Annotated in this window: 10 protein-coding genes; 7 read left to right on the forward strand and 3 right to left on the reverse strand. The window is 62.5% G+C overall.

The window, feature by feature from the left end; genetic code table 11:
* The first annotated feature begins 237 nt into the window (after positions 1–237).
* The 6 genes from J6524_RS25255 (at position 238) to J6524_RS25280 (ending at position 8,488) form a co-directional block, all read left to right on the forward strand.
* Positions 238–2,940 (forward strand): sensor domain-containing protein, encoded by a 2,703-nt coding sequence (locus J6524_RS25255; protein ID WP_225675578.1) that lies wholly within the window; start codon positions 238–240, stop codon positions 2,938–2,940.
* A gap of 76 nt (positions 2,941–3,016) precedes the next feature.
* Positions 3,017–4,486 (forward strand): glycerol-3-phosphate dehydrogenase, encoded by a 1,470-nt coding sequence (locus J6524_RS25260; RefSeq protein ID WP_225675580.1) that lies wholly within the window; start codon positions 3,017–3,019, stop codon positions 4,484–4,486.
* Positions 4,487–4,500: 14 nt separating this feature from the next.
* Positions 4,501–5,517 (forward strand): adenylate/guanylate cyclase domain-containing protein, encoded by a 1,017-nt coding sequence (locus tag J6524_RS25265; protein ID WP_225675581.1) that lies wholly within the window; start codon positions 4,501–4,503, stop codon positions 5,515–5,517.
* Between the two features lie 51 nt (positions 5,518–5,568).
* The gene (locus J6524_RS25270) at positions 5,569–6,762 is read left to right on the forward strand and encodes an ABC transporter ATP-binding protein (protein WP_376712074.1); all 1,194 of its coding nucleotides are present in this window, start codon (positions 5,569–5,571) and stop codon (positions 6,760–6,762) included.
* Complete coding sequence (locus J6524_RS25275) at positions 6,759–7,673, forward strand: ABC transporter permease (RefSeq protein WP_225675583.1); 915 nt, start codon at positions 6,759–6,761, stop codon at positions 7,671–7,673. Before J6524_RS25270 ends, J6524_RS25275 begins: the two co-directional genes overlap by 4 nt.
* Positions 7,673–8,488, forward strand: coding sequence for an ABC transporter permease (locus J6524_RS25280; protein WP_225675585.1), 816 nt, complete (start codon positions 7,673–7,675; stop codon positions 8,486–8,488). The genes J6524_RS25275 and J6524_RS25280 overlap by 1 nt, the downstream gene beginning before the upstream one ends.
* A 103-nt stretch (positions 8,489–8,591) precedes the next feature.
* Here J6524_RS25280 and J6524_RS25285 read toward each other — a convergent pair whose 3' ends face one another.
* From J6524_RS25285 to J6524_RS25295, 3 genes are all read right to left on the reverse strand, one after another.
* Positions 8,592–9,443, reverse strand: coding sequence for a carbohydrate ABC transporter permease (locus J6524_RS25285; protein ID WP_225675586.1), 852 nt, complete (start codon positions 9,441–9,443; stop codon positions 8,592–8,594).
* On the reverse strand, positions 9,440–10,312 hold the full coding sequence (locus J6524_RS25290; RefSeq protein WP_225675588.1) for a carbohydrate ABC transporter permease: 873 nt from the start codon (positions 10,310–10,312) through the stop codon (positions 9,440–9,442). Before J6524_RS25290 ends, J6524_RS25285 begins: the two co-directional genes overlap by 4 nt.
* Positions 10,313–10,509: 197 nt before the next feature.
* Entirely contained in the window at positions 10,510–11,895 is a 1,386-nt protein-coding gene (locus J6524_RS25295; protein WP_225675590.1) for an ABC transporter substrate-binding protein, read from the reverse strand.
* 342 nt (positions 11,896–12,237) lie between these two features.
* Between J6524_RS25295 and J6524_RS25300 the strand changes: the two genes are divergently transcribed.
* The gene (locus tag J6524_RS25300) at positions 12,238–12,993 is read left to right on the forward strand and encodes a ThuA domain-containing protein (protein WP_225675592.1); all 756 of its coding nucleotides are present in this window, start codon (positions 12,238–12,240) and stop codon (positions 12,991–12,993) included.
* The last annotated feature ends 24 nt before the right edge of the window (positions 12,994–13,017 follow it).

Here is a 13,017-nt window from a genome sequence, read left to right on the forward strand (position 1 = left end):
TTGGTGCGTAAGTCGGCGCCTGCCACACGCCGCGATGATCATTTCCTTCGGTGAAGCCGTCAGCCAACCCTTTGGTTTGCCTCGAAATACGTCTCGCACGTCTTCCCGTTAGTGAAGCATTAATCATGTCGGGGCAATTGCCGTAATTTGGGTCATATTTTAGAATTGTACGGGTAGGCGTTTACCCGATCCAAACCCGTCAAGCCAGACACTCCGCCCGCAAACCTCGGGTGGGTAATGGCTGACAGCAACCGGCAGGCAGGACGGAAGAATTCGATTCCGGCGCAGGCCCTCGTCTGTCTGCTCGCCATGGCTGCGAGCTGCGGATTTGCGCAGGCCGCCGCGCCTTCGGGCTTTGCGCCAGCGAGCTATATCGGCGAATTCGATCCCCATCTGGCCTGGGAGCTCCTGCTCGGGGGGATCGCCGCCTTCTCCTTCCTGGTTGCGATCGGGATCTGGATATTGACGGCTCGGCGCGGGGCCAGGAGCGCCCAGGCCCAGCGCAGCGCGTTTATCAGCTCCGCCCTCAACACGCTGAACCAGGGCGTGATGATGACCAACGCGCAAAACCGCGTGGTCTTCTGCAACGACCGCTTTCTCGAAATATACGGGCTCAGCCGCGCCGAGATTTCGAGCAAAATGACCGGCCGCGAACTGCTCGAACTGCGGCGCGCGCGGGGATTGCTCAATCTCTCCGTCGACGAGTTCAGCAAGCTTGCCCGCCGTCCCGAAGGCATCGTCACCGAGCTGCCGGGTGGGCGGTCGGTGCTGTCGAAGATCTTCCGCCTGCCCAATGGCGGCACGATCGGAACACATGAGGATTGCACGGAGCAGCGCCAGCTGTCGCGCAAGCTGGCATCGACCACCAAGTTTCTGGAGTCGGTGCTCGACAACGTGCCGGTCTGCGTCGCCGCCAAGAACATCGAGGACGGCCGCTATATCTTCGCCAACCGCGCGTTCGAGCGGTTCTCGCGCTTCTCCCGCGATCACGTCATCGGCAAGCGTGCTGACGAGATCTTCCGGCCCGACACTGCGAAGAGCATCGAGGCGGCGGACCAGGCGGCGCTGACCGCGCCGGAAGGCTATCATCGCAATGAATACGTCGTCGAACGGGGCGACGATAAGCGCGTTCTGTCCGCAAACCGCGTGGTGGCGCGCAACGAGAGCAACAAGCCGGAATTCCTGATCACGCTGTTTGACGACGTGACCGACCGCCGGTCGCTGTCGCGCGAGCTCGAAAACACCAAGAAATTCCTCGAACTGGTGGTCGACAACATCCCGGTGTCGCTGATCGTGGAGCGCGTCAGCGATGGACGATATTTGCTCGCCAACCGCAGCGCGGAGACCATTCTCAACCGCCGCCGCGAGGATGCCACCGGCCTGACCGCCGCCGACATTTTCAATCCGCGCGAAGCTAAATTGATCATCGCGCGCGACGAGGCCGCGATCAAGAAACGCGGCCTGCTCACCGAAGAGCATCCGATCTCGACCAAGGATGGCTTGCGGCTGTTCCTGACCCGCCGCATGACGGTTCTCGATGAGGCTGGCGAGCCGCAATACCTGATCAAGACCCACGAGGACGTCACAGATCGCCGCCAGACCGAATCGCGGATGGCGCACATGGCCTATCATGACGGCCTGACCGATCTGCCGAACCGCGCAGCCTTCTTGCAGGCGCTGGCGCAGATGATCGAGGCCTGTGCCGGCACCGACGAGGAATTCGCGGTGCTGTGCGTCGACCTCGACGGCCTGAAGGAAATCAACGACGTGTTCGGCCATGCCACCGGCGACAAGCTCCTGATCGAGGTTGCCGGCCGTATCCAGGCCTGCGCCCGCGGCGGGGTGGTGGCTCGCCTTTCCGGCGACGAGTTCGGCCTGATCATCGACGGCAAGCAGCCCGAGGCGGGCAAGGCGCTCGCCGAGAAGCTTGCGCATACGCTGTCGGACGAGTTCGTGATCGACGGCAAGTCGGTGCGGACCGGAGTCACGACCGGCATTTCGGTGTTCCCGCATAACGGCTCGGACGCCGCCTCCTTGCTCGCCAATTCCGGCGCGGCGTTGTTCCGCGCCAAGCAGAAGTCGCGCGGCTCGATCAGCGTGTTCGAGCCCGAGATGGACCAGCAGATCCGCGATCGCCGCGTGCTGCACCAGGACCTCTCGATGGCGATCAGGAACGGCGAACTGTCGTTGTACTACCAGCCGCAGGCCGCGGCAGGACCGACGGCCGCTACCAGCAAGGTCATCGGCTTCGAGGCGCTGGCGCGCTGGATCCATCCGGTGCGCGGCTTCGTTTCACCGGGCGATTTCATCCCGCTCGCCGAAGAAAGCGGCCTGATCGTCGAGATGGGCGTTTGGATTCTGCGCGAAGCCTGCCGCGAGGCTGCCTCCTGGCCGGTGCCGCTGCAGATCGCCGTCAACCTGTCGCCGGCGCAGTTCATGCACGGCGACGTCGTCAGCCTAGTGCATTCGATCCTGCTCGAGACTGGCCTGGCGCCCGACCGGCTCGAGCTCGAAATTACCGAAGGCGTGCTGATCGAGGATTTCGACCGCGGCCTGGCGCTGCTGCGGCGGCTGAAGGCGCTCGGCGTGCGGATCTCGATGGACGATTTCGGTTCCGGCTACTCCTCGCTGAGCTACCTCCAGGCGTTCCCGTTCGACAAGATCAAGATCGACCGCACCTTCGTCATGAATCTCGGACGCAACCCGCAATCGGCGGCGATCGTGCGTGCCGTCATCGATCTCGGCCACGGCCTCGAAATGTCGATCGTTGCCGAAGGCGTGGAGACCCAGGAACAACTCGGCTTCCTCTCGGACGAAGGCTGCGACGCAGTGCAGGGCTATCTGCTCGGCAAGCCCCAGCCGATCGGGCATTACGCCATCCTGGTGGGCCGCAACGCTGCCAACAACGTCGAGACCGAGCGCAAGCTCGCCAGCGCCTGATCCCGCGAGCGACATCCTCTTTTGGCCATCATGGCCTAGTGTAGTGAACTGAAGTTCTCTTTCACTAGCCTTGCGTATGGCGGACTACGATCTCGCGATCATTGGCGGCGGACTAAACGGCGTCAGCATCGCGCGCGACGCCGTCGGACGTGGCTTGCGCGTCATCCTGCTGGAGCAGGGCGATCTCGGCGGTGGCGCCTCCTCGGCCTCGCCGCGGCTGATCCACGGTGATTTCGCGGGACTGGAGCGGCGGCATATTCTGCGCGTTCGCTCGGCGCTTGCTGAGCGCGATGTCTGGCTCAGGATCGCGCCGCATCTGGTGCGTCCGATGCGCTTTGCTATTCCCGCCCATTCGGAAGAGCGTCCGGACTGGCAGTTGCGCTCCTGGCTCCTGCTGTACGACCGGCTGGGCTCGCGCAGCGGCCTGCCGGCTTCGGCAACCGTGGACGTCACGCATCATCCACTCGGCAACGCGCTGAAGCGGCCGTTCGGCACTGCCTTCGAATGTTCCGATTGTGTCGTCGACGATTCGCGCCTCGTGGTCCTCACCGCGGTCGATGCCGCGGCGCGCGGCGCCGTGATCCGCACCGGCGCGCGCTGTACCCGCGCCGAGCGCGGCAAGGAGTGGCGGCTGGTAACGATCGATCGCGGCTTTCGCCAAGTGGTCACGGCGAGGGCGGTCGCCAATGTCACCGGCGCCTGGACGCCGTCCGTCGCCGAGACGGTGTTGCGCGTGACGCCGCCGAAGGTCGCCGCCGTGCAGATGAGCCAGATCGTCGTGAGCCGCCTGTTCGACTGCGACAACATCTATGTGTTTCAGAACAGCGACGGACGGCTGATCTTCGCAAGCCCCTATGAGCGCGATTTTACGCTGATCGGCACCGCCAGCCATGCCTTCAAGGGTGATCCCGCCATCGTTGCGATGGCGGCGGACGACGTCGCCTATCTCTGCGATGCAGCGAACCGCTATTTCCGCGAACGGATCGAAACCGTCGACGTGGTGCGCACGCTTTCCGGCGCCAACGTGGTGCCGAGTCTCGCGGGCAGGCGGCATCAGCGCGATGGGGCGATGCTGCTCGATCATGGGCGCGGCAAGGCGCCGTTGCTCACGGTTTGCGGCGGCGACGTCACGACCGCGCGGTTGCGCGCGGAGAGGGCAGTCTCGGAGCTGACGCCGTTCTATCCCATGTCGCCGCGCTGGACCGCGAACGCGCCGCTGCCCGGCGGCGATTTTGCCTGGAACCGTTTCGACGATGAGGTCGAGGAGGTGCGGGAGCGCTGGCGGTTTCTCGGCGAGGATCAGGCCAAACGTCTGGTCGCCGCCTACGGAACGAAAGTCAAAGAGATCCTGGGCGACGCCAGAGAGCGCAGCGATCTCGGCCCGGCCTTCGGATCGGAATTGACGGGTGCCGAGGTCCGCTATCTCATGCAGAAGGAATGGGCGCGCTTTCCGGACGATATCCTGTGGCGGCGCTCGAAGCTCGGCATGACTATGCAACCGGCGGATCGCGAGGCCCTGGCGGCGTTCATGGCCGCGTCAAGCTGAGGAATGGTTTGGAGATGCGGCGCGTAATCAGGCCAACTGTTTTCCTGGCCTTTGTCGGCTCACTCGGGGGAATAGCCTATCGCTATTTCATTGACGATCCGATCGAAGCCACGTGGCCAAACTATCTCCGGAGCATCCTGCATGGGATGGGTATCACGCTGGCCTGCTGGGGTGTTCATCTTTACTTCACGTCGCGACGAAGTGCGTGGATCAGCAAATGGCCGCTGCTGATGGATCTGGCGGTGCGCTCCGCGACCATGGCCATCGTTGTCGCGAGCGCGGCGCTGGTCTTGCAAGTGACGCTGTACTGGGAATGGATCGAGACGAAGTGGCTGATCGAACAGTTTCCCGGCATCGTTGCGATCAGCTTCTTCGCGTCCCTGGTCGTCTTGTCAGCCTTCGAACTGACGCGGCTGGTCGGCAGCCGCGTGCTGTTCAACGTGGCGCTCGGGCGCTACCGCAGCCCGGTGCGGGAAGCGCGCGTGCTGATGTTTCTCGATCTCGCGGGCTCGACCTCGCTTGCTGAGTCGATGGGTGAGGTGCGCGTGCAAGGCCTGCTTACCCGCTTCTTCTTCGACATTGACGGCGCGATCGTCGCGCATGGCGGCGAGGTCCACGCCTATGTCGGCGATGAGGTCATCGTGACATGGCCGCTTGATCGCAGGATGTCGGGCGGACGCTGCATCGACTGCTTCTTTGCGATTGCCGACAGCATCGCGGAACGAGCGGAGTCTTACCGGCAGGAGTTCGGCATGGTGCCGAGCTTCCGCGCCGGTCTGCATGCCGGTCACGTCGCAATCAGCGAGTGCGGCAGCTCACGCCGCCAGCTTGCCTATTTCGGCGATACCGTGAATGTGACGGCGCGGCTGCAGGAGCACTGCAAGGAGGCCGGGCGGAATCTGCTGGTATCGGCCGATCTGCTGCGCCTCATGAAGCTCAAGCCGGCCTTCGCCGTCGAAGCGCTGGGAGAGGTTCGCCTGCGGGGCCGGACTGCGGCCATTGAGGTATTTGCGATAGAGCGCCGTAGCTGATACGGACGGCGCTTCAGCCGTTTTGCTCGACCTTCGCGACTGGCAGGTGGCATGACCGGAGAATCGCCCAATATCGACACGCCGAAGATCGACAAGGCAGCGGCGTCGGCAAGGCCCGCTGCGCCTGCCGATGCGGCCGCCGACATGCCCTTGCTGCGGATCGAGGGGGTTACCAAGAATTTCGGCAGTTTTCGCGCGGTAGACCGGCTCTCGCTCGACATCAAGGCGGGCGAATTCTTTGCGCTGCTCGGTCCGAGCGGCTGCGGCAAGACCACGCTGCTCAGGATGCTGGCCGGCTTCGAGACGCCTGACGAGGGCCGCATCCTGCTCGGCGGCCGCGACATCGCGCCGGTGCTGCCGCATGAGCGGCCCGTCAACATGATGTTCCAGAACTACGCGCTGTTTCCGCATCTTTCGGTGCGGGACAACATCGCGTTCGGCCTGAAGCGCGCCGGGATGGCGCGCGCCGCGATCGATACCCGCGTGGGCGAGATGGTTGCGCTGGTCAGGCTTGAGGGCATGGAGAGGCGCAAGCCGGATCAGCTTTCCGGCGGCCAGCGGCAGCGCGTGGCGCTGGCTCGCTCGCTGGCGCGGCGGCCAAAGGTGCTGCTGCTCGATGAGCCCTTGGCCGCGCTCGACAAGAAGCTGCGCGAGAGCACGCAACAGGAATTGATGGAGCTGCAGCGCAGCCTCGGCATGACCTTCATCGTCGTCACCCACGACCAGGAAGAGGCGATGACGATGGCGACCCGGATCGGCGTCATGAACGCCGGGCGGCTCGAACAGGTCGCAACGCCGCGCGATCTCTACGAGGCCCCTCGCTCGCGCTGGGTTGCCGAGTTCGTCGGCGACGTCAACCTGTTCGACGGCGAAGTCGTTTCGCATGATCACCATCGCCTGACCATTGCGACGAGGGATGCGGGAAACATCGTGGTCGCGGAGCAGCGTCAGATGGTCACCGGGACCGCCGTCTCGGTTGCGATCCGCCCCGAGAAGGTGAAGCTGTGGCATCACGGCCCGGCGTCGGACGCCGGCCATTCGCACGCAGTCAACCGGTTGGCAGGCGTAGTCGCCGATGTCAGCTATCTCGGCGGCTCGACCGTCTACAGGATCAAGCTCGATTCCGGTACGGTCGTACGCTCGTCGATGACCAATACCACGCGGCTGGACATCCATACCTATGGCGTAAGCCAGCGCGTGCTAGCGTGGTTCACGCCTGACGATGGCGTGGTGCTGGAGCGATGAGCGCGCGCCGCATCTTCGCGCAGCCGGCGCGCTATGCCGCTATCGCACCCTATCTGTGGATGGTGCTGTTCTTCCTGGTGCCGTTCGGCTTCGTGCTGAAAATCAGCCTGTCGCAGACCGCAATCGCGCAGCCGCCTTACGTGCCAGTGTTCGATTTCGCGGAAGGATGGACGGCGATCAAGGAAGCCTTCGCCCAGCTCTCATTCGACAATTTCAAGCTACTGACCTCGGATAGCCTCTACATCAGCTCCTACCTGCGCAGCATTGTCGTCGCCGTGACGTCGACGCTGATCCTGCTGTTGATCGGCTATCCCATCGCCTACGGCATGGCGCGCCTGCCGCAACGCTGGCAGCCGATCGCCATGATGCTGGTGATCGTGCCGTTCTGGACGTCGTTTCTCATCCGCATCTATGCCTGGATCAACATTTTGCAGCATGATGGCCTGCTCAACCAGGTGCTGCTGGCGCTGCACCTGGTCTCCGCACCGGTGGTCTGGCTGTCGACCGATACCGCGATGTATATCGGCATCGTCTATTCCTACCTGCCGTTCATGATCCTGCCGCTCTATGCGACGCTCTCCAAGATGGACGCGTCGCTGCTGGAGGCGGCCGCCGATCTCGGCGCATCGCCGCGGCAGGCGTTCTGGCTGGTGACGTTTCCACTATCCCTGCCGGGCGTCGGCGCCGGTGCGCTGTTGTGCTTCATCCCGATCGTCGGCGAGTTCGTGATCCCCGATCTCCTGGCAGGTTCCGGCTCGATGATGATCGGCCAGACGCTGTGGCTCGAATTCTTCACCAACAAGGACTGGCCGGTGGCCGCTGCGGCCGCCGTCGCATTGCTGGTGCTGCTGGTACCGCCGCTGTTGCTGTACGACCGGCTGCAGCGCCGCACGCTTGCGGGAGGTGGCTGATGGCGCCGCGGATCGGCCAAATGTCGCGCTTCAACATCACCGCGCTCGCGCTCGGGATGGCGTTTCTGTACCTGCCGATCGTGATCCTCGTGATCTATTCCTTCAACGATTCGCGCCTGGTCACGGTGTGGGGCGGCTGGTCCTTGCGCTGGTACCATGAATTCTTCAACGACCGCGCCATGCTGGATGCGGCCTGGATGAGCCTGCGCGTCGCCGCGCTCTCGGCCACGATCGCAACGCTGCTCGGCACGCTCGCCGCGGTCGGGCTGGTGCGCGGCGAACGCTTCCGCGGCCGGGCGCTGTTTTCCGGCATGCTCTATGCGCCGTTGGTAATGCCGGAAGTGATCTCGGGGCTTTCCCTGCTTTTGTTGTTCGTGGCGCTGAATGCCGAGCGCGGCTTCTGGACGGTGACGATCGCCCACACCACGCTGACCATGTGTTTCGTCACCGTGGTCGTGCAGTCGCGTCTCGCCTCGATCGACCGGAGCCTGGAAGAGGCCGCGATGGATCTTGGCTGCGATCCGGTGCAGGCCTTTCTTCGCGTGACGCTGCCGCTGATCGTGCCGTCGATTGTCGCCGGCTGGATGCTGGCGTTCACGCTCTCGCTTGATGACGTCGTCATCGCAAGCTTCACCACCGGCCCGGGCTCGGCGACGCTGCCGATCCGGATCTATTCCGAAGTGCGGCTCGGCGTGAAGCCCGGGATCAACGCGATCTCAACCATGGTGATCGCGTTGATCTCCGTCGTCATCGTGATCGCCTCGCTCGCTTCGAAGCTGTCGGGCTCGCAAGGCAAGAGCGCAGCGCCGCTCTAGCCGCCGTCATTGCGAGCGAAGCGAAGCAATCCATGTCGCGGCAAGCGGAGGAATGGATTGCTTGGTCGCTGCGCTCCTCGCAATGACGTTCTAAGACGCGGCTTCAGGATTTAACCGCACCCGCCGTCAGCCCGCCCACCATGTAGCGCTTGAACGCGTAGTAGATCGCGGCTGGCGGCAGCGCGTAGATGAAGCCGGTGGTCATCAACAATTCCCACGGCGAGTCGTCCGCGGCCAGGAAGTTGCCGAGCGCCACGGGAAGCGTGATCTCGGTATCCTTCGAGAGCAGCAGGAACGCGTAGAGATACTCGTTCCAGGCGAGCAGGATTGCATAGGTGCCGATCGCGACCAGCGAGGGCATCATCAAGGGGATATAGACCAGGCGGAACAGCTGCAACGTGGTGGCGCCGTCCATGGTGGCGGCTTCATCCAGCTCGACCGGCAGCTTGTCGGAGGCCTGCTTCAACACCCAGATCGCGTAAGGCGAGGCGATCGTCACCATCGCCAGAATCAGCGACCAGTGATTGTTGAGAAGGCCGTAGTTGCCCATGGTGCGGTACATCGGCACGGCGAGGAATGCCGCCGGGATGAAATAGGTGAACAGCGCGAGATTCATCACCCAGCGTCCGCCGGGAACGCGCAGCCGCGAGATCGAGAACGCCGCGGCGGTCGCGATCACCAGCGTCAGTGCGCCGGCGGAAAGCGCGATCACCACCGAATTGAAGAACTGGATCCAGAAATCGCGCAGGAAGTAGTGCTCCTGATAGAACACGATTTTGAAATTGTTCAGCGTCGGATGCGTGGGCCACAGCTTGCCCGAGAACGCGTCTTCCTTCGGCGAGATCGCGAACAGGAACATGTGGTAGATCGGCACCAGCGTCCAGATCAGCACGGGGATGCCGATCAGAAGCAGTTTGGCCTCGTTGCCGATTTCCTTGAGTGAGGGCAGCTTCATCGCGACAACCGTTTCATCATGAAATAGACCAGCGGCAGCACGAACGGCAGCGCGCATACGATGGACGCCATCGCGAGCGAAAGCTGGTCGAGCCTGAGGTAGCGGATGCCGAGCGTGGCCAGAACGTGGGTGAGATCGGCAGGGCCGCCGCCGGTGAGCAGATAGACGCTGTTGAAGTCGCCGAGCGTCCATATCATCGAAAGCAGCGTGCAGGTGATGTAGAGCGTCTGCATCGACGGCCAGGTGATGTAGCGAAACTTCTGCGACCAACTCGCCCCGTCGACCTCGGCCGCTTCATAAAGATCATGCGAGATGGCAAGCCGCCCGGTCAGCAGGATCAGTGTCCAGAACGGCAGCGACTTCCAGATGTGCACGCCGATCGCCATGCCGAGCGCGACCGTCGGATCGTTCAGCCAGTTCGGGCCGTCCTCGGCGGTGAACTTGAAGATCAGCTGGTTGATCACGCCCCATTCCGGATTGAGCATGAAGCGCACGGAGAGGATGGTCGGGATCGACGGCACCGCCCAGGGCAGAATGAAAAGCACCGACAGCCATTTGATCCAGGTGCGCTGCTGGGCAAAGAAGCCGGACAGGAACAGCGCGATCGCCATTTTGACGTTGATGCCGACGAGCAGGAAGATCAGCGTGTTGACGGCGGCGCGCGCGAAGATCGGGTCGTGATAGAGCGCGACATAGCTCGCCGGATGCCGCGCCAGCCACAGGCCGTAGCCGACTGGGTAGACCACGAAGGCCAGGAACACGAGCAGATACGGCGCGAGCAGCAGGATGCCCCAGACCTGAGGCGGCGTCAGCCGGGCTGACAAAGGCGGGCTTGGGATCGCGTGATCGCCCGAAAGCGTGATTGCCATACGTTCACTCTTAAAACGAGATGCCGGCTCAGGCTAAGGCGTCGTCCCTGCGAAAGCAGGGACCCATAACCATCGGCTTTTGTTGTTGAGCACAAGCCGTCGACCAGCGCCCTTTAGAACGACCGCCGCGGCGTATGGGTCCATGCGTTCGCAGGGACGACAGAGATCATACTTCGCGGCGGCCGGGATCGTTTACATCAACCCGCGACCTGCTTGATGCGGGCGATCAGTTCGTCGACGGCCTTGTCGACCGGCACCTTCTCGCTCACCACGCGGTTCATCGCCTTGGCCCAGACGTTCTCGTTGTTCAAAATCGTGAACTTCCAGTTCTTGGTGAAGTCGAACGGTGTGGTGCCGCCGGTGAACTGATTGTACACGGCCTTGCGATGGCGGTCAGCTTGCCAGAACGGGCTCTGCTGGCTGGCTGTGGTCACCGGGAACCAGCGGCCAAGCGCGCCCTCGATATAGGGGCGGAGATTCTCTTCCTGCATCAGGAATTTGATGAACTCCTTGCCTTCCGCCTTGTTCTTGGCTGACGTGAACATCAGTCCGGTCTTGACGTCGGAGCGATATTTGATCGGCGTGCCGTCCGGCTTGTTCGGGAAGGACGAGGTGATGATGACCTCGTCATAGTTCTTCTTGCCAAGCGCGCGCTGCTCGGGCGTCAGTGCCGGATTATTGGCATCGTCGAGCCATTTTGCCGCGATCGAGATCGTGAAGTTGTGCGTCATCACGATCGTCTTGTTGTGGAAGGCGACGTTGTTGTCCGGATCCTTCCAGGTGGTGGAAGAGGGCGGCGCGCAGCCCTTGATGTAAGTATCGGTGTAATCCTTCAGCGCCTTGACCAGATTTTCGCGCACCTTGGGATCGTCGACCAGGAGCTTGCCGTCGTCGTCGACTAGCTTGACGTTGTGGGCATCCATGAAGGTGTAGAACGATTGGAAGCTGTCGGTGGATTCCACGCCCATCGGCTGGCCGACGGCGTAGACGCGCTGGCCGGTGGCTTTGCGGATAGCCGGCTGCACCTTGGTGCACCAGAACGACCAGTAGTCTTCCCACTTGGTCGGAATGTCGCTCTGCTTGAAGCCGGCCTGCTCCAGCATGTCCTGCCAGATCTGCACATGCATGCTCTGCTGCTTCAGCGGAAAGCCGTAATAGGCGCGCTTCTTGGTGACGTCGTTGTAGAGATTGACGGTCTCCAGCGTGTTCGGCGCGAACGCCGACTTCATCGGCGTCATGATATCGGAAAGATCTTCCAGCTTGCCTTCGAAGGCCCACTTGCCCTGCGCCTGCACGTCATAGCTGTCGGAATAGGCGACGTCGGGCACAGTGCCGGAATCGAGCGCCGCCACCGTCTTCGGAATCATGTCCTGGATCGCGTATTGTGACAGTTCGACCTTGATGCCGGTCTTGGCCTCAAATTTCTTGATCGCTTCCAGCAGCGCGTCGTCTTCTGACTTGTAAAAACCCTTGCCGAACCAGACGGTGATGGTCTTCTGCTGGGCCAGCGCGGGTGCCGTGGCGTAAAACAGCCCAACGGCAGCGACGGCGAGCGAAAGCGAGCTAAGTCTCCTAGATATCACGTTATTCTCCCTGAAAACGCCGGGTTTTTAACCGGTTGGATAATGATAGCGCAACCATCCGACGTTATCCAGATGGCAGATGCCCGACTTGCGTAGGGTGGAAAAACACGTTTGTGGCGTCATTGCGGGCAAAGCACCTTGTCCCCGACGCTTCAACGAAGATGGAAGCAATCCGTTGCGCGGGAGCGCGGCGCACATCAGGAACCAGTCTGCTTTGCGCGCTCACCTCCGCTCCGCGTGACGCTGATAGGACGGCAGAAGGCGATGCCGCAGGAAGCTGGGCTCGATCTGTGCTAAATTCTTTCAACACAGGTTGGTTGAGTGGATTTCGCGGAGAGCATTGTGAGGCGACGCGAGTTCATCGCACTCCTCGGCGGCGCGGCGGCGATCCGACCACTTGGCGCGCATGCGCAGCGCTCGGCAGCGCGCATCCTCTATTTCTCTTACTCGGCCGGCTACCGGCATGACGTCATACCGCTTTCCAAGGCAATCCTGACTCAGCTTGGGAGCAATTCGGGTAACTTTGAAGTCACCGCAACGGAGGACATGTCTGAATTTTCCGCCGAGAACCTCCAGCGCTACGCCGCGGTGATGTTTTTCACATCAGGAGAGCTTCCGATGAGCGACGCGCAGAAGGCGGCTCTTCTCAATTTTGTGCTCTCGGGCGGCGGATTCCTCGGTGTTCATTCGGCGACGGACACATTCTACACATGGCCGGACTATCTCGATCTGATCGGCGGCTACTTCAATGGCCATCCCTGGCATCAGGCTGTGACAATCGAGGTGGTTGATCCCAGCGATCCTCTGGTGGCGTTTCTCGGGAATTCATTGCAAATCGAGGACGAGATCTACCAGATCAGCGACTTCGACTATCGTGGATCAAGCGTGCTCCTGCGCCTCGACCCACGCACGGTGGACCTCGGCAGGCCCGGAGTGCATCAACGGTTCTATGGTTGGCCTCTCGCATGGACCCGTCTCTACGGCGAGGGACGCGTATTCTATACGGCGCTCGGCCACGCGCCCTCAGTTTGGCAGGACGCCCGCTTCCAGCGAATTCTCACGAACGCCATCCTCTGGTCTATTCGAAGATCGCCATAGCAACTGGCGGGTAACGACCGGTGG

It is taken from the genome of Bradyrhizobium hereditatis (assembly GCF_020329435.1).
In the GTDB taxonomy this organism is placed as follows: Bacteria; Pseudomonadota; Alphaproteobacteria; order Rhizobiales; family Xanthobacteraceae; genus Bradyrhizobium; species Bradyrhizobium hereditatis.